The 24,630-nt window shown below is 67.3% G+C and carries 20 protein-coding genes and 1 pseudogene; 8 read left to right on the forward strand and 13 right to left on the reverse strand.

Features of this window, described 5'->3' with window-relative positions; genetic code table 11:
* Nucleotides 1–34 precede the first annotated feature (34 nt).
* Both HGB51_RS13370 and smrA read left to right on the forward strand, forming a co-directional pair.
* Nucleotides 35–1,612, forward strand: a complete 1,578-nt coding sequence (locus HGB51_RS13370; RefSeq protein ID WP_070209618.1) for a serine hydrolase — start codon at nt 35–37, stop codon at nt 1,610–1,612.
* Between the two features lie 78 nt (nt 1,613–1,690).
* Entirely contained in the window at nt 1,691–3,526 is a 1,836-nt protein-coding gene (smrA, locus tag HGB51_RS13375; RefSeq protein ID WP_070209617.1) for a multidrug efflux ABC transporter SmrA, read from the forward strand.
* Between the two features lie 612 nt (nt 3,527–4,138).
* On the opposite strand, the gene HGB51_RS13380 is transcribed toward smrA, so the two are convergent.
* Nucleotides 4,139–5,947, reverse strand: coding sequence for a DUF885 domain-containing protein (locus HGB51_RS13380; RefSeq protein WP_070209571.1), 1,809 nt, complete (start codon nt 5,945–5,947; stop codon nt 4,139–4,141).
* Between the two features lie 104 nt (nt 5,948–6,051).
* Between HGB51_RS13380 and HGB51_RS13385 the strand changes: the two genes are divergently transcribed.
* Both HGB51_RS13385 and HGB51_RS13390 read left to right on the forward strand, forming a co-directional pair.
* On the forward strand, nt 6,052–6,408 hold the full coding sequence (locus HGB51_RS13385; RefSeq protein WP_070209572.1) for a GFA family protein: 357 nt from the start codon (nt 6,052–6,054) through the stop codon (nt 6,406–6,408).
* A 38-nt stretch (nt 6,409–6,446) separates the two neighbouring features.
* Nucleotides 6,447–7,214 carry a DUF4349 domain-containing protein gene (locus tag HGB51_RS13390; RefSeq protein ID WP_070209573.1) on the forward strand — a complete coding sequence of 256 codons (768 nt, stop codon included), beginning with the start codon at nt 6,447–6,449 and terminating at the stop codon, nt 7,212–7,214.
* A gap of 48 nt (nt 7,215–7,262) precedes the next feature.
* Here the strand turns inward: HGB51_RS13390 and HGB51_RS13395 are convergent, their stop codons facing one another.
* On the reverse strand, nt 7,263–7,556 hold the full coding sequence (locus tag HGB51_RS13395) for a hypothetical protein (protein ID WP_070209574.1): 294 nt from the start codon (nt 7,554–7,556) through the stop codon (nt 7,263–7,265).
* Between the two features lie 86 nt (nt 7,557–7,642).
* The gene (locus HGB51_RS13400) at nt 7,643–8,578 is read right to left on the reverse strand and encodes a LysR substrate-binding domain-containing protein (protein WP_070209575.1); all 936 of its coding nucleotides are present in this window, start codon (nt 8,576–8,578) and stop codon (nt 7,643–7,645) included.
* A 160-nt stretch (nt 8,579–8,738) separates the two neighbouring features.
* Here HGB51_RS13400 and HGB51_RS13405 point away from each other — a divergent pair, with 160 nt between their 5' ends.
* Nucleotides 8,739–9,617 carry a DMT family transporter gene (locus tag HGB51_RS13405; RefSeq protein WP_070209576.1) on the forward strand — a complete coding sequence of 293 codons (879 nt, stop codon included), beginning with the start codon at nt 8,739–8,741 and terminating at the stop codon, nt 9,615–9,617.
* An 804-nt stretch (nt 9,618–10,421) separates the two neighbouring features.
* Here the strand turns inward: HGB51_RS13405 and HGB51_RS13410 are convergent.
* Nucleotides 10,422–11,321: a peptidylprolyl isomerase gene (locus tag HGB51_RS13410; RefSeq protein ID WP_070207551.1), complete on the reverse strand. Its 900-nt coding sequence runs from the start codon at nt 11,319–11,321 to the stop codon at nt 10,422–10,424.
* A gap of 221 nt (nt 11,322–11,542) precedes the next feature.
* Between HGB51_RS13410 and HGB51_RS13415 the strand changes: the two genes are divergently transcribed.
* Nucleotides 11,543–11,908 (forward strand): PadR family transcriptional regulator, encoded by a 366-nt coding sequence (locus HGB51_RS13415; RefSeq protein ID WP_070207550.1) that lies wholly within the window; start codon nt 11,543–11,545, stop codon nt 11,906–11,908.
* Nucleotides 11,909–12,282: 374 nt separating this feature from the next.
* A pseudogene (locus HGB51_RS20545) lies at nt 12,283–12,921 on the forward strand (sensor domain-containing protein); the annotation flags it as partial.
* 44 nt (nt 12,922–12,965) lie between these two features.
* Here HGB51_RS20545 and HGB51_RS13425 read toward each other — a convergent pair.
* Both HGB51_RS13425 and HGB51_RS13430 read right to left on the reverse strand, forming a co-directional pair.
* Entirely contained in the window at nt 12,966–14,279 is a 1,314-nt protein-coding gene (locus HGB51_RS13425; RefSeq protein WP_070207548.1) for a polyhydroxyalkanoate depolymerase, read from the reverse strand.
* 104 nt (nt 14,280–14,383) lie between these two features.
* Complete coding sequence (locus HGB51_RS13430) at nt 14,384–14,977, reverse strand: class I SAM-dependent DNA methyltransferase (protein ID WP_070207547.1); 594 nt, start codon at nt 14,975–14,977, stop codon at nt 14,384–14,386.
* 126 nt (nt 14,978–15,103) lie between these two features.
* On the opposite strand from HGB51_RS13430, the gene HGB51_RS13435 reads away from it, so the two are divergent.
* Nucleotides 15,104–15,559 carry a CopD family protein gene (locus HGB51_RS13435; RefSeq protein WP_070207546.1) on the forward strand — a complete coding sequence of 152 codons (456 nt, stop codon included), beginning with the start codon at nt 15,104–15,106 and terminating at the stop codon, nt 15,557–15,559.
* A 154-nt stretch (nt 15,560–15,713) separates the two neighbouring features.
* Here the strand turns inward: HGB51_RS13435 and HGB51_RS13440 are convergent, their stop codons facing one another.
* From HGB51_RS13440 to lpxD, 7 genes are all read right to left on the reverse strand, one after another.
* Nucleotides 15,714–16,673 (reverse strand): acetyl-CoA carboxylase carboxyltransferase subunit alpha, encoded by a 960-nt coding sequence (locus tag HGB51_RS13440; RefSeq protein ID WP_070207545.1) that lies wholly within the window; start codon nt 16,671–16,673, stop codon nt 15,714–15,716.
* 78 nt (nt 16,674–16,751) lie between these two features.
* The gene (dnaE, locus tag HGB51_RS13445; RefSeq protein WP_070207544.1) at nt 16,752–20,333 is read right to left on the reverse strand and encodes a DNA polymerase III subunit alpha; all 3,582 of its coding nucleotides are present in this window, start codon (nt 20,331–20,333) and stop codon (nt 16,752–16,754) included.
* A gap of 91 nt (nt 20,334–20,424) precedes the next feature.
* Nucleotides 20,425–21,066 (reverse strand): ribonuclease HII, encoded by a 642-nt coding sequence (locus HGB51_RS13450; protein ID WP_070207543.1) that lies wholly within the window; start codon nt 21,064–21,066, stop codon nt 20,425–20,427.
* Entirely contained in the window at nt 21,063–22,244 is a 1,182-nt protein-coding gene (lpxB, locus tag HGB51_RS13455) for a lipid-A-disaccharide synthase (RefSeq protein WP_084738911.1), read from the reverse strand. Before lpxB ends, HGB51_RS13450 begins: the two co-directional genes overlap by 4 nt.
* The gene (lpxA, locus tag HGB51_RS13460; protein ID WP_070207542.1) at nt 22,241–23,026 is read right to left on the reverse strand and encodes an acyl-ACP--UDP-N-acetylglucosamine O-acyltransferase; all 786 of its coding nucleotides are present in this window, start codon (nt 23,024–23,026) and stop codon (nt 22,241–22,243) included. Before lpxA ends, lpxB begins: the two co-directional genes overlap by 4 nt.
* The gene (gene fabZ, locus HGB51_RS13465) at nt 23,023–23,478 is read right to left on the reverse strand and encodes a 3-hydroxyacyl-ACP dehydratase FabZ (RefSeq protein ID WP_070207541.1); all 456 of its coding nucleotides are present in this window, start codon (nt 23,476–23,478) and stop codon (nt 23,023–23,025) included. The genes lpxA and fabZ overlap by 4 nt, the downstream gene beginning before the upstream one ends.
* Nucleotides 23,475–24,497, reverse strand: coding sequence for a UDP-3-O-(3-hydroxymyristoyl)glucosamine N-acyltransferase (gene lpxD, locus HGB51_RS13470; protein WP_070207540.1), 1,023 nt, complete (start codon nt 24,495–24,497; stop codon nt 23,475–23,477). The genes fabZ and lpxD overlap by 4 nt, the downstream gene beginning before the upstream one ends.
* Nucleotides 24,498–24,630: the final 133 nt, after the last annotated feature.

Genomic DNA, 24,630 nt, shown 5'->3' on the forward strand with positions numbered 1-24,630 from the left:
CGACGTCCCTGCAACACGCAACCGGAGACACTGTTTGAACACATCCTGGATCGGAGGCCTCGTGCTGCTGGCATGCGCACCCCTGGCGTCGGCCGCCGTGCCGGCCGAACTGCAGCGGCTGGACGCCACCGTGGAACGCGTGCGCAGCCAGTTCGACGTGCCCGGCATCGCCGTGGCGGTGGTCAAGGACGGCCAGGTGGTACTGGAACGCGGCTACGGCGTGCGCACGCTGGGCGAGCCGGATCCGGTCGAAGCCGACACGCTGTTCGCGATCGCCTCCAACACCAAGGCGTTCACCGCGACCTCGCTGAACCTGCTGGCCGAGCAGGGCAAGCTGAAGATGGACGACCGGGTGATCGACCACCTGCCGTCGTTCCGCATGTCCGATCCGTACGTGACCGGCGAGATGCGCATCCGCGACCTGCTCGCGCACCGCAGCGGGCTGAGCCTGGGGGCGGGCGACCTGCTGTTCTGGCCGACCACCACCTACAGCAATGCCGAAGTGGTGCAGCGCCTGGGCAAGGTGCCGCTGAAGGCCGGCTTCCGCGACCGCTACGCCTACGACAACATCCTGTATGCGGTGGCGCAGCAGGTGATCGAGAAGGTGTCGGGCCAGTCCTATGCCGATTTCCTGCAGCAGCACATCTTCACCCCGGTCGGGATGACCGGCACCCGCTTCAATGCGGACCACCTCCAGAAGGGCGACAAGCCTGCCACCGGGCACGCCAAGTTCGACTTCACCGAGCTGCGTACGGTGGCGCCGCTGACCTGGTCCAACAACGCCGGTGCCGGCGGGATCTACTCCAGCGTGCACGACATGGCACGCTGGATGCAGGTGCAGCTGGCGCAGGGCAAGCTGGAAAACGGCACGCCGCTGTTCAGCCCCAAGACCCAGCAGGCGATGTGGCAGGTGATCACCCCGCAGGTGGTGCCCGAGCCGAGCGTGCCGGCGCTGGCGGCCGCGCGCCCGAACTACGTCGGCTACGGCGAAGGCTGGAGCCTGAGCGACTACCGTGGGCAGAAGCTGGTCTGGCACACCGGTGGCTGGCCGGGCATGGTGTCGCGGGTGACCCTGGTACCGGGGAAGAATCTGGGCGTGGTGGTGCTGACCAACCAGGAAGTGGGCGCGGCGTTCAATGCGGTGACCATGGCGGTGCTGGACGCGTACCTGGGTGCGCCGGACACCGACTGGGTGGCGGCGTATGCGGCGGCGGTGGCCAAGGCGCAGGACAAGGCCGACGAGGGCTGGGCGGCGCACCAAGCGGCCCGCGACCCGAAGTCGACGCCGTCGCTGGCGCTGGGTGGCTACGCCGGTACCTACCGCGACCCGTGGTATGGCGAAGTGTTCGTGGAGCAGCGCGGCAAGGCGCTGCGCCTGCGCTTCGGCAAGACCGCGCAGCTGGTGGGGACGATGGAGCACTGGCAGCACGATACGTTCATCGTGCGCTGGGACGACCGTTCGCTCAATGCGGACGCGTTCGTGAATTTCAGCCTGGACCCGGACGGCAAGGTGCGCGAGGTGCGCATGCAGCCGGTGTCGTCGTTGACCGACTTCAGTTTCGATTTCCAGGACCTGGTGTTGACCCCGGTGCGCACCGACGCCGCCAAATGAACGGCGTGTTGCGGGGGTGAAAACAAACGGCAGGCCGCGGTGGGATAATCGCGGCCTGTCTGTTTTCCGGGAAAGGGAATGTTCCGCTGGTTCGAGTCGCTGATTCCGGTGTTTCCGCCGACCGACGCGCGCATGCCGCCGCGCCGGGTGCTGCCGTTCTACATCCACTACCTGCGCCCGGTCTGGCCGGTGCTGCTGGCGACGCTCATCGCGGGGCTGCTGCTGGCGCTGGTGGAAGTGGCGATGTTCGATTTCCTGGGCCGCATCGTGGACATGGTGAGCGAGCAGCCGGACGCGGGCTTCTTCGCGCGGCATGCCGATTCGCTGCTGTGGATGGCGGCGATCACGCTGGTCGCGCGGCCGGTGCTGGTGGGGCTGCACAACCTGCTGGTCAACCAGGCGATCGTGCCGGGGCTGAGCAACCGTTCGCGCTGGTTGATGCACAACTATGTGGTGCGGCAGAGCCTGTCGTTCTTCCAGAACGACTTTGCGGGCAGCATGGCGAACCGGGTGATGCAGACGGGGACGTCGCTGCGCGAGTCGGCGGTGCAGATGGTGGATTCGCTGTGGTACATCGTGGTGTACACAGGCACGGCGCTGTACCTGTTCGCACAGGCGGACTGGCGGCTGATGATTCCGCTGGTGCTGTGGCTGGGTGCGTACGTGGCGATCATGGTGTACTTCGTGCCGCGCGCGAAGCAGCGGGCGTGGATCGCGTCGGAAGCGCGGTCGAAGGCGATGGGCCGGATCGTGGATGGCTACACGAACATTCCGACGCTGAAGCTGTTCGCGCACGGTGGGCGCGAGCAGGCCTACGTGGCGGAGGCGATCGAGGAGCTGGCGGTGAAGCATCGCCGGCAGACGCGGATCACGACGAGCCTGGACCTGACCATTTCGATCGTGAACGGGTTCCTGATCACGGGCACTTGCGGGCTGGCATTGTGGCTGTGGAGCCACGGCAACATCACGGTGGGGGCGATCACGCTGGCGACGGGGCTGGTGATCCGGATCCACAACATGTCGGGCTGGATCATGTGGACGATCAACGGGATCTTCGAGGACATCGGAACGGTGCAGGACGGGATCACGACGATCTCGCAGCCGCTGAGCGTGCAGGACCGCGCAGACGCGGTGCCGCTGGTGGTGGGCGAGGGCGGGGTGGAGTTCGACGACATCCACTTCCATTACGGCAAGAAGGGTGGGGTGATCGCGGGGCTGGACCTGGTGGTGAAGCCGGGCGAGAAGATCGGTCTGGTGGGCCCGTCGGGTGCGGGCAAGTCGACGCTGGTGAACGTGCTGCTGCGGTTGTACGACCTGGAAAGCGGGCAGATCCGCATCGACGGGCAGGACATTGCGGCGGTGACGCAGGAAAGCCTGCGCCGGCAGATCGGGGTGGTGACGCAGGACACGTCACTGCTGCACCGGTCGATCCGCGACAACCTGTTGTACGGTCGGCCGGACGCGACGGAGGAACAGCTGCACGCGGCGGTGGCGAAGGCGCGCGCGGCAGGCTTCATCGAGACGCTGCGTGACGGCGAGGGCCGGCAGGGATACGACGCGCATGTAGGCGAGCGCGGGGTAAAACTGTCGGGTGGCCAGCGCCAGCGCATCGCGATTGCGCGGGTGCTGCTGAAGGACGCGCCGATCCTGGTGCTGGACGAGGCAACCTCGGCGCTGGATTCGGAAGTGGAAGCTGCGATCCAGGAGAACCTGGACGAGTTGATGGCGGGCAAGACGGTGATCGCGATTGCACACCGCCTGAGCACGATCGCGCGCATGGACCGGCTGGTGGTGATGGACCAGGGCCGGATCGTGGAAACCGGCACGCACGCCGAACTGGTGGCTGCGGGTGGCCTGTACGCACGCCTGTGGGCGCGGCAGACCGGCGGGTTTGTTGCGGCGGACGAAGCGTAGAGCTGCGGTTGCATGGAATCGCGTAGAGCCGGGCTCTGCCCGGCTGCTGTTGGATTCAGGCGAACAGCCGTCGTTTGCACGGTGTCCCCGGCTTGGGCCGCCCGGTGCCGGTTTGCGGGGTCGCCGCAAGTACGTCCGTGTAGGCTAAGCGGACGCCATCCATGGCGCCGATTCCCCCGCAAACCGACCCCGGTCGACCCTTTGACAGTGGGTCGGTGGCCACGGAAAAAGCAGGGGCCGATCATCTCAATGCGTCACCGGGCGCGGATGATTTCACGGCAGTCGTTTGGGAACCGACCCTACCAAAGCGGGCCAGCGCACGGTTTCGCCCGCGCGTAGGGACACGCCATGCGTGTCTGATTTCCCCACCGCACACAACCATGTATGGGGGCGGCCGCCGGGTAGCCCCCGGAGGGACGCTAGAAAACATGGATGTTTTCTAGCAGCCCCCATGGACGGGTTCACGGCGTGTCTCGGAGCGGGGCTGCCCGGCGGCCGCCCCAGCACGTACCAGGGAGACGCTGCTGTTCGCAGAGGAATCGAACGCACACCATCAACAAAAAACGGCCCGGTTCTCACCGGGCCGTTTGCATTCTCAGAACCTGCCAGCCATCACTCGATCGGCTGGTCCAGCATCAGCTGGCGGGCGAAGCGCACCGGCGGGGCGCCGTAGGACAGCATCTGGTCGTGGTAGGCCTTCAGGTTGAACTTGTCGCCCTGCTTTTCCTGCACGGCCTTGCGGGTGTCGAAGTGTTCCTGCGCACCGACGAAGTAGGTCGGCAGCTGTGCGGAGGTCAGCTGTGCACGCACCCACTTGCCCGAGGCTTCGCTTTCCTGCTGGAAGGCGTCGTGGGTCATCAGCTGCATGGCCTGTTCGCGGGTCCAGTTGTCCACGTGCACGCCCTGGTCCAGGATCGCGTTGGAAATGGTGCGCAGGTAGAACTTCAGCTGCACCAGGTGGAACAGCGGGTCGTTGTCCAGGTAACCCTGCTCCTGCATCATCCGCTCGGTGTAGACCGCCCAGCCTTCGGCGAACAGGCCCGAACGCAGCACGGCACGCAGCGTCGACGGGAACTTGCCCGAATGCCAGCCTTCCAGGTAGTGGCCCGGGGTGCCTTCGTGGATGCTCAGCAGGTGGATCATGCGGCTGTTGTATTCGCGCAGGAACGAGTCGACCTGCTTGTCGGTCCAGTCGTCCGGAATCGGCGACACCGCGTAGAAGGTCTTCAGGTTCTTGTCGAGCGGGCCCGGCGAGTCGCAGTAGGCCACGGCCACGCCGCGCTGGAACTCCGGCATCAGGATGATGTCGACCGGCGCGTCGGGCAGGGTCATCAGGTCGTGCTTGCGCACGAACTCGGTGGACTGGGCCAGCGCGGCCTTGGCGTCTTCAACCACCTTGTCGCGTGCCGGCTTGTCGGCGTAGGCCAGTTCCAGCGCGGCTTCGATTGCCGCCTGCTGCTGCGCATCGGTCGGGTTGGCCGGCAGTTCCGGGGCACCCGGCTTGTCCTTCAGCACCGTCTGCGCGATGCCGTACATGTCCTGGCGCACGCGCTTGAGTTCTGCACGCGCGCGCTCGCCGATCTCGGCGCGCGACAGCGAGGAATTCAGCGCGAACTTCAGCTTCTGGTCGTACAGCTCGGCGCCGATGCGGAAGTCGCCCTTGGCGTTCGGCACCAGGGTCTTGTCCAGCCAGGTCTGCTGCTCGTCCACGGCCTTCTTCAGGCCGTCGATGGCCGCCTGCAGGCGCTTGCCGTCTTCGGCCGGCAGTTCGCCGATGTGCGGGGTGATGAAGGTGTCGACGATGCTGAGGATGCCGCGGTTCTGCTTGGCCACGGTTTCGGCGTGGATCTTCGGCACGCGCGCCGGATCCAGGTTCTCGCGGGCCTGGGCGAAGATCTGCGGCAGCTTTTCCATGCGCGCGGTGGCCGACTTCAGGCGCTCGGGCAGCGGCGCGAACTCGCGTGCCATCAGGCCGTACAGCGCGCTGCCGGCGGCACCGTTGTAGATCTGCGGGTCCCACTTGGAGGACTGCAGCACCTCGGCGGTCCAGATTTCCTGCTGCAGCTGGTTGCGCAGGATGGCGGCGTCGACCTGGTTCTCGCGGCCGAGCTTGCTGACGTCGATCTGGTCCAGTTCGCCGAGCAGGCCCTTGTAGGCGGTCAGCATCTTCTGCTGGCCGGCAGCGCTCAGGTCGTCGATCTCGCTGTCGTAGCGGTGGTCGCCGATCTGGGTGGCGCTGATCGGGGACAGCTGCATCCAGGTGTCCAGGGCGCGCTTGGAGAGGTCGGCGAAGCGGGCATCGACGGCGGCGTCGGCGGCCGGGGCGGCAGCCTCGGTACCGGCCGGGGCGGTGGGGGCGTCGGCCTGCTGGCAGCCACCCAGGGCGGCGATCAGGGCGAGGGCGAGAAGATGCTGGCGCATCGGCGATCCTGTGCTGTGGTCAATCAGCCAGCATAGGCGGCCCGGCGGGGTGCCGCCCGTGCCATTGGATTACCATGGCGCTTTCCAGACCGGCGGGTGGTGCCATGCAGTACCAGGGAGGCTGTCACTGTGGAAACATCGCATTCACGTTGGAAGCGGCAGAGCCGATCACCGAAGCGATGGACTGCAACTGCTCGCTGTGCCGCAAGCGGGGCGGGCTGCTCTGGTTCGGGCCGCGCGCCGCGCTGAGCCTGACCACGGACCCGGCGGCGGTCAGTACCTACCAGTTCAACCAGCGCCACCTGGAGCACCATTTCTGCGCCGCATGCGGCGTGGCGCCCTTCAGTGAGGGCGTCGACCCGCGCAGCAACCAGGCGATGGTGGCGGTGAACGTGCGTTGCCTGCCGGAGGTGGACCTGGAAGGGTTGAAGATCAGCCATTACGACGGAGCGAAAGTTTGAAGACAGGGACGCGCTGGCGCGGATGCGCCGTGGCAGGGATGGTGGTTCTGGCGCTGGCGGGTTGCGGCAACAAAGAGCAGTACCCGTCGCTTGCCGCAAAAATGGAATCGGGAGCCGTGGCCTCGCCGGAGGGCGCGTCGTTGGCCTACGAGCACGAGGTTGACGTGAAGCTGGATGCCGCGCAGATCGGTCCGCGCGTGAAGCAGATCAGCGAGGCGTGCCAGGCCAGCCGCTTCGGCGACTGCGCGGTGCTGCAGGTGGGCCAGCAGGGCGGGGAGTATCCGAGCGGATCGATCCGGGTGCGGATCGCGCCGAAGGGCGTTGAACCGCTGATCGGGTTGGCCGGGGCGGGGGGCGATGTTGCGTCGCGCAACACCCAGGCCGAGGACCTCGCCCAGCAGGTGGCGGACACGGCACTGACCCAGGCGCGACTGCGCAAGGAACACGAACGCCTGCTGGCGTACCAGGACGACAAGGGGATCAAGGTCGCCGATCTGCTGGTGATCACCCAACGCCTTTCGGAAATCGAGGCCGGGCTGGAGCAGGCCAACAAGGAGGCGGCCAACCATCGGCGACGGATCGATACGCAGCTGTTGACGGTGCGCTTCGAGGCGCCGTCCGGCCAGCGCAGCCGCAGCGAGATAGGCGAGGCGTTCAGCGAATTCGGGGCGACCCTGACCAGTAGCGTGGCGTTCGTGATCCGGGCGGTGGCGGCGCTGCTGCCGGTAACGCTGGTGCTTTGGCTGGTGGGCTGGGTTGCACTCAAGCTGTGGCGGCGTCGTCGCCGGAACATCGCCACGCACTAACGTGGCTTCAGCCAGCGCACCTCCGCGTGGAGGTGCGCGCTGCCATCGTCAGCCTTCGTCTTCCTCGTACTCCACGAACACATCCAGCTCGCGGGCGAGCACTTCCACGGCATCGCGTACGCGCTGGGTGGTGTACTCGTTGCCGACCTCTACTTCGAGCTCGTGGGTGCCGGGTCCGATGTCGTCGGACAGGCCGGCGGAGCTGGAATCGTCGTCGTCCATGTGCGGCATCAGGTCATCGGTTTCTTCGACATGCTCGATGCCGTCGATGCTCTGCAGCAGGTCGGCGATGGCGCGGGCATCGTCTTCGGTGCCGGTGATCCGGATACGCAGCATGGCCATGGGGGACGTCTCTGGGAAGGGAATTCCAGCCTAGCCAGCGGGTGGACAAGGGCAGGTGAGGAACGACCTGCCGCAGGTGCTTCTGTTCAGTCGCGCGCAATCCCCATCAATTCTTCAGGCAGCGCGGGTATCGGCGTGCGGTCGTCCTGCGCTTCGCGTTTGAGCCAGTCCATGAACGCGACGGCGGTGGGACTGAGCGGGCGGTGCTCGGGATGCACGATGTAATAGGCGTAGCGCGCTTTCAGCGCGGGCCCTGGCAGTCGCACCAGTTCGTAACGTTGCAGGTAGGGCTGGGCGATGTGCTTGCGCGCGAGGACGGCGCCGATGCCGTAGACGGCGGCGCGCATGGCGTCGGTGCTGTCGCTGAAGGTGTGCTGGGCGGGCAGGTCGAGGCCACGCACGCCGGCGGCGCGGAACCAGTCGCGCCAGCCCTGCGGTGACATGTCGCTGACCAGCGGGAGGCTGGCGATCTCAGCGGGCTCGCGCAGGGCGGAGACGCCGGGCAGGGCAGGTGAGGCGACGGGGCAGAGTTCGTCGTCCATGAGGTGGTGGGCGGTGAGCCCGGGCCATTGGCCAAGGCCGTAGCGGATGCCGAGTTCCGGGCCGTTCTCGTCGAAGCGCAGCAGTTCGCTGCTGGTCTGCAGTTGGATGCGCATGCGCGGGTGGAGGCGGGTGAAGCGCGGCAGGCGGGGCACCAGCCAGCAGTAGGAGAGGGAGCGGAGGGTGGTGATGCGCAGGGGAACGATGTCGGCCTGGGGGTGCAGGTTGCCGGCGACGGCATTGAGGTCGCTGAGCGCGGCGGCGGCGGCGTCGGCGAGCTGGCGGCCTTCGGCGGTGAGGCGTACGCCACGCGCCTGGCGCTGGAACAGGACGGTGCCTAGGAGGGATTCGAGGCGGCGCACGTGGTGGCTGACGGCGCTGGCGGTGAGGTGCAGTTCTTCGGCGGCGTGGGCGAAGTTCTGGTGGCGGGCGGCGACGGCGAACACGCCGAGGGCGGGCAGCAGGGCGGGGCGCAGGATCATCGGCAAGACCCAAATCTGATTTGTGGCTGGCACCGATACTACGCGCTTGCGAGGCTTGGGGCGCAGGCGGATGCTGTAGATCTTCCCCCGGAGCCTTCGCCATGTTGCTGCCCGTCGTATTGCCGTGTGTTGGTGGTGTTGTTTCGAGCGGGGGCCGCCCGTGAGCGCGGATCTGGCCGGTACGGCTGCCCGCGACTGGCGGACGCCGCTGGAGCTGACCCTGCTGGGGGCGATCTGGGGCTGTTCCTTCCTGTTCATGCGGGTGGCGGTGCCGTCGTTCGGGCCGTACGCGCTGGTGGAGGTGCGGCTGCTGCTGGGGGCGCTGGTGCTTCTGCCATTCCTGTGGAAGGCGCGTGCGCAGTTCCCGGCGCGTCGCTGGCGCTGGCTGGTGCCGATCGGTCTGATCAATTCGGCGATCCCATTCGTGCTGTTCGCGTGGGCGGCGCAGCGTGCGCCGGCGGCGATCGGGGCGATCTGCAATGCGATGACGGTGTTGTTCGCGGCGTTGATCGCGTTCCTGTTCTTCGGTGAAAAGATCGGCATGCGCCGTGCGATCGCGCTGCTGGTGGGCTTCACCGGGGTGGTGGTGCTGGCGACGGCCAAGGTGTCAGGACTGAGCATCGGCGCGGCGGTGATCGCCGGTTCGCTGGCGGCGTTGCTGTACGGGCTGGGGGTGAACCTGGTGAAGCGCCACATGACGGGTTTGCCGCCGGCGGCATCGGCGGGTGCAACGCTGGGCAGCGCGGCGCTGGTGATGCTGCCGCTGGCGCTGACGCACTGGCCGGAGGCACCCATTCCTGTGGTTTCGTGGGCGTGCGCGATCGCGCTGGGCGTAGTCTGCACCGGCTTCGCCTTCCTGATGTTCTACCGCCTGATCGCCCGCATCGGCCCGGCGCGCGCTTCCACCGTCACCTATCTCGTGCCGATGTTCGGTGCGCTGTTCGCCTGGATGTTCCTGGGCGAGCCGGTGACGCTGGCGATGCTGATCGCAGGCGCGTTGATCCTGGGCAGCGTCGCGGTCTCACAGCGTTCGCGGTAGAGCCGTAGAGCTGGGCTATGCCCAGCTGCTCTTGATTGCACGGCGTCGCCTGGCGCCGGGCTGCGCCCGGCTTCATGCATCTGGACGAACAGCCCAGGGCTGCCTGGTATCCCTGGTCAGGGCCGTCGGGTGCGGGTTTGTGGGGGACGCTGCAAGTACGTCCATGTAAGCTCATCGCCGCTTGCACGTGTGCGCTGTCCTGCGCACACGGCAAGACCGGGGTTGGGCTCCTGCCCACCCCGTCGGGCGCATGCGCCCGACCCATGCGGCTCGTGCCCGCTCAAACCCACCCCCGCCGACCCTTCGACAGGTTGTCGCGGGTCACGGGAAAAGCCGGTGTGTCGACCGATGGTCGACACGAATGCGGGCGTCGTTGGTCTGCAGCTGACACGCATGGCGTGTCACTACGAGTCGGGCATGCTCCGGTAGGGTTGGTTCCCAAACAACCGCCGTGAAATCATCCGCGCCCGATAACGCATGGAGATGATCGGCATCGCAACGTCGGCCAACGGGCGACCCCCCGCGTTTCCCGTGGCCACCGGCCCACTGTCGAAGGGTCGCCCGGGGTCGGTTTGCGGGGGAATCGGCGCCATGGATGGCGTCCGCTTAGCCTACACGGACGTACTTGCGGCGACCCCGCAAACCGGCACCGGGCGGCCCAAGCCAGGGAACGCCTTGCACCTGCGGCTGTTCGCCTGAATCCAACAGCAGCCGGGCAGAGCCGCGCCGCAGCCGCAATGACGCGTCCAACCGATGAACGCGTCGCCACGCGCCATTGCAACGAATGACCCGGCGCTACGGCCCTTACCGCACCGGCACCGGAATGTTGCACAGATCGATATGCCCCGCTGCACGCTTGTAGAAATCGTCCACGCGGTTGCGGCGCGCTTCCACCGTGTCGGTGAACGTCTTTGAATCGGTGCGCAGCACCTGCAGCGTCGGTCGCTGCGCTTCGGGCAGGTCGCTCACGCGCTGGATCGAAGTGATCGGCGTGCGCTGCGCAGCGTCCGCGTAGAAACCCATCGGCGCCGGCCCGCGCGGCAGCGCGCTGAGCAGTTCCATGCCCTTGAGCACGCGCCCCACCACCGTGATGTTGCGGTCCAGCTGGCGCGGCGACTGCCCGGTGACCACGTACAGCTCCGCACCGATGCTGCTGTCTTCCTCGTTGTTGCGGCCCGCGCCCAGCGCACCGTAACAATGCGCCAGCCACGTCTTCCCGTCCGCCTTGTCCTGGCCCACCGCGAACCCGTCCACGAAACCGGTCTGGTCCGCCCAGCCGTCGCGGTCCGGCAACACCGTGACCTTCAGACCCTTGCTGTCGCGCTGGAACTCTGCCGGCAGCTTGCGCTTGGCACTGCCCAGCGGCTTCGCCTTCGCTGCATCGTCCGCGTCCGCGTCGCCGAACTGCACCACGAAATTGTCCTGCGCCCGGTAGATGCTCTCGCCGTCCCAGAAGTGCTCGTGCGCCAGCGTCTGGATGTTCGCCACGTGCTGCGGCGCGAACGCCGGCGCCAGCTCGATCACCACCTGGCCCGCCGCCAGGTTCATCACCAGCAGGTTGGCCGGGTCCGGCGTGCGCCAGTCGCTGTCCGGCGACGCCTCCAGGATCTGCTGGGCACTGCGGTAGGGCGTGGCGGCCGTAGCGAGGGTCGGCAGGAAGCAGGCGAGAGCGAGGGCGAGCAGCGCAGGACGGCGTGGCGACATGGCAGGGCCTTTCTGGAAGTAGCCCCGATTCTGGCTCAGAAGCTCCGCCGCCAGGTAGTGCCGGCCGCCGGCCGGCTCCTCAGAACGCGTCCGGCAGCCCGTGGAGCCGGCCGCTGGCCGGCACTACGGGTTCCCCCCACCCACCCGGCAGGGTGACTAACGGCACGTTCGCTATAGCTGACTTCACACTAGTGTTGACTCCACGCTAGCTGGAGATCGCCATGAGCGACCACGAGGTCCACCTCAAGAAGTTCCAGAAAGAGCTCAGCGCCGGCACCGTTTCGCTGGCGTTGCTGGCGGTGCTCGCTCGTACCGGCGAGCCCCTGTATGGCTACCTGATTGCCAAGGAGCTCGAGCGCGTCGGCGAAGGCGTGCTCAGCGGCAAGCAGAGCGCGCTGTACCCGGTGCTGCGCAACCTGGAAGGCGCCGGCCTGCTCGAGAGCCAGATCGAACCGTCGGTGGCCGGGCCACCGCGACGTTACTACCGCATCAACGAACGCGGCCGGCAGGTCCTGGAGCAGTGGACCCAGGCCTGGCGTGCCACCCGAGATTCCGTCGATTCCGTGCTGGAAGGGGTACTGCAATGAACGAACAGAGCATGGCGGGCGTGGGCCTGCCCACCACCATCGGGCAGTACCTGGCGCAGCTGCGCGCTGCCCTGCACGACGCCGACCCGGCGATGGTGCAGGACGCGCTGTATGACGCCGAGGAATACCTGCGCTCGGAGCTGGCCGCCCAGCCCGGCCGCAGCGAAGCCGAGGTCATCGCCGACGTCGCCGGCAGCTATGGCGCGCCGGAAGAGGTGGCCGAGATCTACCGCGAAACCGAAATCACCGTGAACCGCGCGCTGCGCACTCCCAGTGCCAGCATCCGTCCGATCGCGCGGGTGGTTCCCGCCCAGGTCGCGCCCGGGGCTGCCGCCGCAGCGGCCGCTGCGGGTGAGGTTCCGCCGGTGGACCGCGTGCCGCCGCCGCCGCGTTCGGCGCTGGCCCGGTTCTTCGGCGTCGCACTGGAACCGCGCACTTACGGCTCGCTGTTCTACATGCTGCTGTCGCTGGCCACCGGCACGTTCTTCTTCACCTGGGTGATCACCGGCCTGTCGATGTCGCTGGGCCTGCTGATCCTGATCATCGGCATTCCGCTGACCGTGCTGTTCTTCGGTTCGGTACGCGGCCTGGCGCTGCTGGAAGGGCGCCTGATCGAAGTCCTGCTCGGCGAACGCATGCCGCGCCGGCCGCGTTACTCCGACCGCAGCCGCACCTGGCTGCAGCGGATCGGCGACATGTTCACCGACGGACGCACCTGGCTGACCATGCTGTATTTTGTGCTGATGCTGCCGCTGGGCATCCTGTACTTCACCGTCGCCGTGACCCTGCTCTCGGTGTCGCTGGCCTTCATCTGGGCACCGGTGGCGGCGATGTTCGCGCTGGACGGCGTGCCCGGGCTGTACATCGACGGGACCGTCACCACGCTGCCGCTGTGGACCACGCCGGCGTTCGCGGCACTGGGCGTGGTGATCCTGTTCTGCACCATGCACCTGGCGCGCTTCATCGGCCACCTGCACGGGCAGATGGCGAAACACCTGCTGGTGCGCCTGTAACAATCGGCGGGTGACGACCCACGGTCGTCACCCGCTACGATTTCTTACCCCGCTTTCTTGCGGATCGGGGTCACGTTGCTGGCGGCCTTGGCCGCCTTCTTCGGCTTTGCCGCCGCCCGCGCATTGGCCGCGAAGAAATCGCGGACCTTCGGGTACACCGTTTCGCGCCAGCGGCGACCGCTGAAGATGCCGTAGTGGCCCGCGCCTTCAACGATGAAATGCTCGCGGCGATCGGCCGGGATGCCGGTGCACAGTTCCTGCGCCGCTTCGGTCTGGCCGAGGCCGGCGATGTCGTCCAGCTCGCCTTCGATGCTCAGTAGCGCGGTGCCGGTGATCGCACCCGGATCGACGCGTTCGCCCTGCACATACCACTCGCCGCGCGGCAGCAGGAATTCCTGGAAGACCACGCGGATGGTGTCCAGGTAGTAGCGGGCCGGCATGTCCAGTACCGCGTTGTACTCGTCGTAGAAGCGGCGGTGCGCGTCCGCGTCTTCCATGTCGCCCTTCACCAGGTCGGCATAGAAATCCCAGTGCGAACTGAAATGGCGGCTGGGGTTCATCGACAGGAACCCGGCGTGCTGCAGGAAGCCCGGGTACACGCGGCGACCCGCGCCCGGGTAGCCCGGCGGCACGGTGTGGATGACGTTGTTCTCGAACCACGACAGCGGGTTCTGCGTGGCCAGGTTGTTCACTGCGGTGGGACTGCAGCGCGCATCGATCGGGCCGCCCATCATCACCAGCGAACGCGGCGTGGGTTCGCCGCGGCTGGCCATCAGCGACACGGCGGCCAGCACCGGCACGGTCGGCTGGCACACGCTCACCACGTGCAGCTTTTCAGCGCCGAGGTGGCGGATGAATTCCTGCACGTAGGCGATGTAGTCGTCCAGGCCGAACTCGCCTTCGCTGCCCGGCACCATGCGCGCGTCCACCCAGTCGGTGACATACACGCGGTGGTCGCGCAGCAGCGTGCGCACGGTGTCGCGCAGCAGCGTGGCGTGATGCCCCGACAGCGGCGCCACCACCAGCACGAACGGCTGGTTGAGCATGGTGTTGAGCTGGTCGGCCTCGTTGCTGTGACGCTTGAAGCGCAGCAGCTTGCAGAACGGCTTGGTGACCTCTTCGTGGACCACGATCGGCACGCGCTCGCCGTCGACCTCGATTTCGTTGATGCCCCACTCGGGCTTCTCGTAATCCTTGCCGATACGATGGAACAGCTCGTTCACCGCCGCCAGGCGGTCGGCACCGGGCATCTGCGACCACCAGTGACCCTGGTTGGCGAAGAACTTGGCATTGGCCTGGGCCTGGTGCACCCACGGGGCGAGCATGTTGCGGGTCAATTCATGCAGTTGGTAAAGCATGACGTCCGAATATGTATGGTCTTATGTTGCCGCGCAGCATATAGCAACCGGGGCAGAAGCGCCTTAATAGGCGTCAGTCGCATTTGGGTATGCGACCGGTGGGATCAACCGGCACGCTCGAGGGCGGCTGCGTGGCCCGCCAATGCCGGCGACAACCAGCAATGCGACCCCAGCGCGGTGAACCCCTCGGCCTTCAGATTGCGCCGGTACCAGGCTGCCGGGCGTGCCTGGAAGCCCTCGTGGTCGCCTTCGAACTCGTCCTCGGCGGTGAACGCCTCCAGGAACGCCACGCCGGCGGTGAGCTCGGCGAAGCCGGCCAGCGCCGGGCGCAGCTCGCGGCTGGGCACGTAGTGCATCACGTCGGCACAGACCAGCAGGTCCACCGGCGCGCAGGGCCGCAGCCAGGCGAAGTCGCCCACCGTTGCCGGATGCAGGTTGCGGCTGCGCCCGTAGCGCTGCACCGCATACGCGCTGCTGTCGAAACCCATGTACTGCACGCGCGGGCGCAGCTTGAGCAGCGGCGCGCGCCAGGCGCCTTCGCCGGCGCCGATGTCCAGCACGCTGCGGATCGGCCGTTCCAGGTAGTACTCGGCACTGGCCACGGCCAGCGCGACCTTGCGCGCCAGGCGCGCCGCGCCACCGGTCTGGTCGGGCTGGTACCAGAGCTTGAAATAGGCCTGGTCGTAGGTCTTGGACATGGAAGCGGTGGGCCGGAACGGAAACGGAGGCCATGGTACCGCGCTGCGTCAAAGCGTCGCGCATGCGCGTGCGCGGGGAATCGTCCAGAATGAACGACATCCCAAGCCAGCCGCCGGAGCAAGCGCATGCAGTCCTACTACTGGGTCAAGACCTTCCACCTGGTGTTCGTGGTGGCGTGGATGGCGTCGGTGTTCTACCTGCCGCGGATCCTGGTCAACCTGAGCGAGACCGCGGGCCAGCTGCCGGTGATCGAGCGGCTGCAGCTGATGGGCCTGCGCCTGTATCGCTTCGGCCACATGATGTTTGGTTTTGCGCTGATCCTGGGGCTGGTGCTGTGGCTGGGTTACAAGGTGATTCCGGATTTCCCGACCATGGTCGCACCGGGCGCGGCGGGGTGGCTGCACGCCAAGCTCGGGCTGGTGGTGCTGCTGCTGGTGTATTTCAGCTGGACCGGGCGGTTGTTGAAAAGCGCGGTGAAGGGGAAGGTGCTGCCGTCTTCGCGCGCGCTGCGCTGGTTCAATGAACTGCCGCTGGTGTTGTTCATCGGGGTGGTCTGGTTGGTGTTGGCCAAGCCCTTCTGAGGCGCCGGGACGGCGCAGCCACGCAGGGCGTGGCTCTACCGTTTCTCAAGCGCGGTAAAAGGCGGCGGTAGAGCCACGCCCTGCGTGGCTGAACGGCCAACCAGAAAAAACCGGGCGCAAGGCCCGGTTTTTCGTTGCGCGAAGAAACGGCCAATCACGCCGCTTCGTAAGCCCCGTAGCTGCGCAGGCGCTCATAGCGCTTCTGCAGCAGGTCTTCCGTGGTCAGTGCTTCCAGCGCATCGAGCTCATTGAGCAGCACGGCCTTCAGACGCTTGGCCATCTGCGCAGGATTACGATGCGCACCGCCGGTCGGCTCGCGCACGACCTTGTCGACCAGGCCCAGGCTCTTCAGGCGCGGGGCGGTCAGGCCCAGCTGCTCTGCAGCGTCCTTGGCCTTGCCCGCGTCCTTCCACAGGATCGAGGCGCAGCCTTCCGGGCTGATCGTCGAATACACGCTGTATTCCAGCATCAGGGTGCGGTCGCCCACGCCCAGCGCCAGCGCGCCGCCGGAACCGCCTTCACCGATCACGGTGCAGATCACCGGCACCTTCAGCTCGGCCATTTCCATCAGGTTGCGCGCGATCGCCTCGGACTGGTTGCGCGATTCGGCGTCGATGCCCGGCCAGGCACCGGCGGTGTCGATCAGGGTCAGCACCGGCAGGCCGAAACGCTCGGCCATCTTCATCAGGCGCAGTGCCTTGCGGTAACCCTCCGGCTTGGGCATGCCGAAGTTGCGCTTGATCTTTTCCTTGGTGTCGCGGCCCTTCTGGTGGCCGATCAGCATCACCGAACGGCCACCAATGCGGGCCAGGCCGCCGATGATCGCCTTGTCGTCGGCGAAGGCGCGGTCGCCGGCCAGCTCCTGGAACTCGTCGCAGATGATGCGGATGTAGTCGGCGGTGTACGGGCGCGACGGATGCCGGGCCAGCTGCAGCACCTGCCACGAGGTCAGGTTGCGGAAGATCTGGGCGGTGCGCAGGCGCAGCTTGTCCTGCAGGGTGCGCACTTCGGCCTCGACATTGACCGCCGGGCCGGCGCTTGCGCTGCGCAGCTCCTGGATCTTTGCCTCCAGATCAGCGATGGGTTGCTCGAAGTCGAGGTAGTTCGGATTCATCGGAAGCCGTCGTGAAGAAAAGAGGGAAAGTGTAGCCGAATGCGTCTAAATGCCCCGTACGGGGTCGTCTGGTAGGCCCTAGTTGGCCCACGGGGGACTGTACCGGACCTTCAGCGTGCGCACCGCCGGGTCGGCCCGCAGGGCGTCCACCAGCTGGCTGTCCACGCGCACGGCGACGTCGCCGGCCACGTCCAGCATGCCGGCCACCGGGCCCTGTTCGGAGCCGAGCAGCAGGTCCAGGCGCAACGGGGTGCGGCCGGGGCGGTGGCGGTCGAGCAGGGCGTTGACCCGGCTCCACACCGGCTCACCCTGGCGCAGGTCGAGGCGCAGCGACAGGCGCGTGGCGTAGTTGGCGCAGATTTCCTCGAAGTCCCAGCACTGGCGGATGCGCAGTGCGTAGCCGCCGTTGAACTCGTCCTCGCGCAGGCCGCCCTTGACCACCAGGATGCGGTCCTTGGTCATCAGGTGGCCGAACTCGGCCAGGCCGTCGGTGAAGGCGCTGCACTCGACCCGGCCCTTGCCGTCCTCGAGTTGCATGAAGATCTGGCTCTCGCCCTTGCGGCGCACGCCGACCACCAGGCCGGCCAGGATCACCGGGGTTTCCTGGCGCCACGCACGCTTCTCGCCGTCCTTGCTGGGCCGGGCCGGCGGAATCAGCTTTTCCAGCATGCCCAGGTCGGTGCCGACCAGTTCCTTGACGTCCTCGGCGTGCGGGTCGAACGGATGGCCGCTGAGGTAAAAGCCCAGGGTCTCGCGCTCGCCATCCAGCAGCTGGCCCAGGCCCCATTCCTTCGCTTCGGGCAGGTCCAGCTGCAGCGCGGTGCTGACCGGGTCCGGCGCGCCGAACAGCGAGTTCTGCCCGGAGGCCTTCTCGCGCGACATCTGGTCGGTCGCCTTGAGCACTTCGGGCAGCTGCAGCATCAGCGAGGCGCGGTTCTTGCCCAGGCCGTCGAGCGCGCCGCAGTTGATCATCGCTTCCAGCGTGCGCCGGTTGAGCTTGCCCGACTCGATGCGCATGCAGAAGTCGAGCAGCGATTCGTAACGGCCCTTGGCCACGCGCTCGTCGACCACCGCTTCGCACGCACCCTGGCCGACGCCCTTGATCGCGCCCAGGCCGTACTGAATGGTGTCGGCGCTGGAGGCTTCGAACATGTACGCCGACTCGTTCACGCGCGGCGGCAGCACGGTCAGGCCAAGGTTGCGGACCTCGGCCAGGAAGCCGACCACCTTGTCGGTGTTGTCCATGTCCGACGAAAGCGTGGCCGCCATGAATTCGGCCGGGTAATGCCGTTTCAGCCAGGCGGTCTGGTAGCTGACCAGCGCATAGGCGGCGGCGTGCGACTTGTTGAAGCCGTAGCCGGCGAACTTCTCCATCAGGTCGAAGATTTCGTCGGCCTTCGGGCCTTCCACGCCGCCCTTGGCCGCACCTTCGCGGAAGATCTCGCGGTGCTTGGCCATTTCCGCCGGCACCTTCTTGCCCATCGCGCGGCGCAGCAGGTCGGCGCCGCCGAGCGAGTAATCGCCCACGATCTGCGCCATCTGCATCACCTGCTCCTGGTACACCATGATGCCGTAGGTGTCCTTCAGGATCGCTTCGGTGCGCGGATCGGGATAGATGATTTCCTCCTGGCCGTGCTTACGCGCGTTGAACGAGGGAATCAGGTCCATCGGGCCGGGGCGGTACAGCGACACCAGCGCGATCAGGTCTTCGAAGCGGTCGGGGCGCGCGTCCTTAAGCAGGCGGCGCATGCCCGAGGATTCGAACTGGAACACCGCGCCGGTGTTGCCGTTGGCGAAGATGTCCTTGTAGGTCGGCGCGTCGTCGAGCGGAATGGTGGTGATGTCCACCGGCGGAATGCCGGCGCGCGCATGCCGCTTGTTGATCGCCTTGACCGCCCAGTCGATGATCGTGAGCGTGCGCAGGCCCAGGAAGTCGAACTTCACCAGGCCGATTTCTTCGACGTCGTTCTTGTCGAACTGGGTGACCGGGTTGCGGCCGCGGCCGCCTTCGTCGTGTTCGGCGAACAGCGGGCAGAACTCGGCCAGCGGCTCGGGCGCGATCACCACGCCACCGGCGTGCTTGCCGGCGTTGCGGGTGAGGTCTTCGAGCTGGCGCGCCAGGTCGATCAGGTCGCGCACGTCGTCTTCGTTCTGGTAGCGCTGGATCAGCTCCGGCGACGCCATTTCCGAATCCTTGCCTTCGCCCATGGCGTCCTTGAGCGAGATGCCCAGGATGTTGGGAATCAGCTTGGAAACGCCGTCGACCAGGCCATACGGGAAGCCGAGCACGCGCCCGGAGTCGCGCACCACGGCCTTGGCGGCCATGGTGCCGTAGGTGATGATCTGGCTGACCCGCTCACGGCCATACTTGCGCGCAACGTAGTCGATGACCTCGTCGCGGCGGTCCATGCAGAAGTCGATGTCGAAGTCGGGCATCGACACGCGTTCGGGGTTGAGGAACCGCTCGAACAGCAGGTTGTACGGAATCGGGTCGAGGTCGGTGATCTGCAGCGCCCACGCGACCAGCGAACCGGCACCAGAACCGCGCCCGGGACCGATCGGAATGCCCTGGTTCTTGCCCCACTGGATGAAGTCGGCCACGATCAGGAAGTAGCCGGGGAAGCCCATCTTGATGATGGTGGCGAGCTCGAATTCGAGCCGCTCGAAATAGTCTTCGCGGGTCTTGCCGGCGGCCAGCGGGTTCTTTTCCAGGCGCGCTTCCAGGCCCTTGCGCGACTCGCTGCAGATCCAGCTGTCCAGCGTTTCGTTGTCGGGCACCGGGTAGTCGGGCAGGAAGTAGGTGCCCAGCCGCATTTCCATGTTGCAGCGCTGCGCCAGCGCCAGCGTGTTGTCGATCGCGTCGGGAATGTCGGCGAACAGCGCGCACATTTCTTCGGGCGACTTGAGGTACTGCTGTTCGCTGTAGTCGCGCGGGCGCTTGGGATCGTCCAGCACGCGGCCGGAGGAAATGCAGACGCGCGCTTCGTGGGCGCTGAAGTCGTCCGGACGCAGGAAGCGCACGTCGTTGGTGGCGACCACCGGCAGGCCGCGCTGGCCGGCGGCCATCAGCGCGAACTGGTTGAAGGCTTCTTCGCCGTCGCGCCCGGTGCGGGTCAGTTCCAGGTGCAGGCCGTCGCCGAACACGCGCTGCCAGTCGGCCAGCTGCTGTTCGGCCAGGTCGTGGCGGCCATCGCCGGCCAGGCGCCCGGCCAGGCTGTCGCGGCCGGCCAGGGCGAACAGGTTGTGGCACCCGGCCTTGAGCCAGTCCGGATGCACGGCAACGCCGCCTTCGGGGCGGTGGCCCTCCATCCAGGCGCGGGTCAGCAGGCGCGAGAGGCTGAGATAGCCTTCGCGGTCGCGGCAGAGCAGGGTCATGCGCCAGGGCGTCATGCCCTCTTCGGCGATCATGATGTCGGCGCCGGCGATGGGCTTGATGCCCACGGTTTCGGCGGCCTTGTAGAACTTGACCAGCGCGAACAGGTTGTTCAGGTCGGTCACGGCCAGGGCCGGCAGGTTCAGTTCGACCGCGCGGCTGAGCAGGTTGGCCTGCTTGGCCTTTTTCGGGTCAGCCTGATCCGGTTTCGCCGGGACACGGATGGTCGAATCCGCCAGCGAAAATTCGGTGTGGACGTGGAGATGTACGAAACGGGAAGTGGTCATGCCGGGCCAATGTAATGCCCGGTCAGGGTAGCGGTGCGGCGCAGGCCGAACAAGGCTTGACAGGGCGCGGGGTTAAGGCGGGCCGCGCCGGTTACGCGATCACGCATTCCCGCACCGGCGCGAAGCTCTGCCGGTGGTGGGCGCAGGGGCCATGCGCGCGCAGCGCGGCCAGGTGGGCCGGGGTGCCGTAGCCCTTGTGCTGGTCGAAGCCGTATTCGGGGTGCTGCTCATGCAGCTGCAGCATGTAGCGGTCGCGGCTGACCTTGGCCAGGATCGAGGCGGCCATGATGGCGCGGTCGAGGGCGTCGCCGCCGATCAGGGCCTCGGCCGGGCAGGGCAGGCCCTTGGGCACCTTGTTGCCGTCGATGCGGGCGAACTGGGCCACGTGCGACACCGCTTCGACCGCGCGGCGCATGCCCAGCATCGTGGCCTGGTAGATGTTGAGGGTGTCGATCTCGGCGACGTCGACCATCACCACGTGGAAGGCCAGGGCGCGCTGCTGGATCCGGTCGAACAGCTGGTCGCGGCGAAGCGCGGGGAGCTGCTTGGAGTCGTCCAGGCCATTCAGGCGCGGGCGGTCCGGGCAGAACACCACGGCGGCCACGGCCACCGGGCCGGCCAGCGGGCCACGCCCGGCTTCGTCGACCCCGGCCACGTAGCGTGGGGCGACGGTGGCCAGGGCAGCGCCGTCGAACAGCGCCAGCGAGGCGGCCGCGGCGTGGCGGCGGCTCATGCCGGGGTGCCGGGGGCGGGGCCGCGCGTGAGCAGTTCGGCGACGGCATCGGCGGCGCGGGCGGAGGCGTCCTGGCGCAGCTGCAGGTGCAGCTGTTCGTAGGTCGGCTGGATGTCAAGCGCGCGCTGCGGGTGGTCGAACCACTGCTGGATGGCGTCGGCGAGCTTGTCCGGCACGCAGTCGTGCTGGATCAGCTCGGGGGCGAGGTCCTTGCCGGCCAGGATGTTGGGCAGGGCGAAGCGGTCGACCTTGATCAGGCCCAGCGCCTTGACGATGCGGTAGGTCAGCTCGGCAACGCGGTAACCCACCACCATCGGGCGCTTGACCAGCATGGTTTCGAGGGTGGCGGTGCCGGAGGCGAGCACGACCACGTCGGCGGCGATCATCGCGGTGCGGGCGTCGCCGTCGAGCACGTGCGAATAGGCTACCGGCAGCGCGGAGCGCGAGAGCTGTTCGGTGATCAGGCGACGGCAGGCCGGGTTGGCGGCAGGCACCACCACGTGCAGGCCGGGAATGCGTTCGGAGACCTGCCAGGCGGCTTCGAAGAAGGCTTCGCCGAGCTTGCTGATCTCGCCCAGGCGGCTGCCGGGCAGCACGGCGAGGACCTTGGCGTTGCAGGGCAGGCCGAGGGCGACCCGGGCGGCGTCACGGTCGCTGTGCAGGGGAATGTCGTCGGCCATCGGGTGGCCGACGAAACGCGCGTCGATGCCATGGCGGGCATAGATCGGCGGTTCCATCGGGAACAGGCACAGCACCAGGTCGGCGCTGGCGCCGATCTTCTCGGCGCGCTTTTCGCGCCAGGCCCAGACCGAGGGGCTGACGTAGTGCACGGTGCGCACGCCGCGCTCCTTCAGCCAGCGCTCGACGCCGAGGTTGAAGTCGGGGGCGTCGATGCCGATGAACACGTCCGGCTGCCACTCGAGCACGCGGCTGCGGAAGGCCTTGCGCAGCTTGAGCAGGCGCGGCAGGTGGCGCAGCACTTCGGTCAGGCCCATGACGGCCAGTTCGCTGGCGTCGAACCAGGTCTGGCAGCCGGCATTGCGCATGGCGTCGCCGCCGATGCCGGCAAACTCGGCATCGGGGAAACGCTGTTGCAGTTCACGCACCAGGCCGGCGCCGAGCAGGTCGCCGGAGGCTTCGCCGGCGACCAGGGCGATCCGCAGCGGGCGGCCGGTCATCGCAGCAGGGGCCTCTCGGCGTGCTCGATGAAGTCCAGCATGTCCTTGACGTCAGGGCTGTGCGCGGCCTGTTCGGCGAGCTGGACCTTGGCTTCGGCCAGCGGCAGGCCGGCCACGTACAGGGTGCGGTAGGCGCGCTTGATGCTGGCGATGCGCTCGGCGTCGAAGCCGCGACGCTTGAGGCCTTCGCTGTTGATGCCGCGCGGGCGGCCGAGCGAGTCGCTGCCGACCATGGTGAACGGGGGAACGTCGCCATTGGTGAGCGCGCCCATGCCGAGGAAGGCGTGGGCACCGATGCGGCAGAACTGGTGGGCACCGGCGAAGCCGCTGATGATGACGTAGTCGCCGACGGTGACGTGCCCGGCCAGGGTGGTGTTGTTGGAGAACACGCAGTTGTTGCCCACGTGGCAGTCGTGCGCGACGTGGGTGTAGGCGAGCATCCAGTTGCCGTTGCCGATGGTGGTGATGCCACCGCCGCCGCCGGTACCGCGGTTGAGGGTGACGAATTCGCGGAACACGTTGTCGTCGCCGATCACCAGTTCGGTGCGTTCGCCGGCGTACTTCTTGTCCTGCGGTTCGCCGCCGACGGCAACATGGCCGATGAAGCGGTTGTTGCGGCCGATCCGGGTGGGGCCGTGGATGGAGCAGTGCGGGCCGACCTCGGTGCCTTCACCGATCTCGACGTCGGCACCGATCAGGCAGAACGCACCGACACGCACATCCGCCGCCAGTTTTGCCGACGGGTCGATGACCGCGGTGGGGTGGATGAGCGGCGCGTTCATTCGCGGGTGCCGGCGCAGAGGACTTCGGCGCAGGCGACGACTTCGCCGTCGACCTTGGCCATGCACTCGTACACGGCCATGTTGCGGATGACGCGCTTGATCTGGACGTGCATTTCAAGCACGTCGCCGGGGACGACCTGCTTGCTGAAGCGGGCTTTGTCGACCTTGACCATGTAGAACAGCTTGGACTGGGCGTCGCGGCCCAGGGTGAGCTGGGTCAGGACGCCACCGGCCTGGGCCATGGCTTCGATGATCAGCACGCCGGGCATGATCGGCTGGCTGGGGAAGTGGCCCTGGAAGAACGGTTCGTTGATGCTGACGTTCTTGGTGGCGACGATGGTGCGGTTTTCGTAGTCGATGGAAACGACCTTGTCGACCAGCAGGAAGGGGTAGCGGTGCGGGATCAACGCCTGGATCTGGGTGATGTCCGGCAGCTTCTGTTCGTGGCTCATTCCTTCTCCTTGCTTACAGACAGGATGCGACGGGCCAGGGCATCGAGCTGCTTGAAGCGCGCGGCGTTCTTGCGCCACGTGCGGTTGTCGGTCAACGGGGTACCGGAGGAATACTCGCCCGGTTCGGTAATGGAGTTGCGCACGACGGACTTGCCGGTGATGACCACCTTGTCGCAGATCTCGAGGTGGCCGACGACGCCGACGGCGCCGCCGAGCAGGCAGTAGCGGCCGATCTTGGCGCTGCCGGCAATGCCGGTGCAGCCGGCGATGGCGGAGTGGGCGCCGATCTGGACGTTGTGGGCGATCTGGACGAGGTTGTCCAGGCGGACGTCGTTGTCGAGCACGGTATCTTCAAGGGCGCCACGGTCGACGCAGGTGTTGGCGCCGATCTCGCAGTCGTCGCCGATGCGCACGCCGCCGAGCTGGGGCACCTTGATCCAGCTGCCGGCGTCCATGGCCAGGCCGAAGCCGTCGGCACCGAGTACGGCGCCGGGATGGATGCGCACGCGCTTGCCGATCCGGACGCGGGTGACGAGGGTGACGCGGGCGATCAGTTCGCAGCCGGTGTCGAGGGTGCAGTCTTCGCCGATGATGCTGCCGGGGCCGATGATGCAGTTTTCGCCGACGACGCTGCGGGCGCCGATGGTGACGAAGGGGCCGATGTGGGCGCTGGCGGCGATCCGGGCGTCGGGGTCGATGACGGCGCTGGGGTGGATGCCGGGCGGCCGGGTCGGGGCGATGTCGAACAGCGCGGCGATCTTGGCGAAGGTGGTGTAGGGGTCCTTGGCGATCAACGCGGTGGCGGGGGCCGCTTCGGCGTCGTCGGCGCGCAGCACTACGATGCCGGCCTGGCTGTCGGCCAGCTGGGTCCGGTAGCGCGGGTTGGCCAGGAAGGTCAGCTGGCCGGGGCCGGCATGGGCAAGCGTGGCCACGCCACGGATGGCGGTGCTGCCATCACCATGGACCTGCAGGCCAAACTGCTCGGCGAGTTGCTGGGCGGTATAGGTAGGAGTGTTCACGGCGGAAGTTTACCGTGTGGCGTGACTGCGGTCATGTTTGGCCGGTTTACGTTCTTCCGGATTGCATGGACGGTAGAGCCGGGCCCTGCCCGGCTGCTGTTGGATTCGTGCGAACAGCCCTCGGCTGAGGCGT

This window comes from Stenotrophomonas bentonitica (genome assembly GCF_013185915.1).
GTDB lineage: Bacteria > Pseudomonadota > Gammaproteobacteria > Xanthomonadales > Xanthomonadaceae > Stenotrophomonas > Stenotrophomonas bentonitica.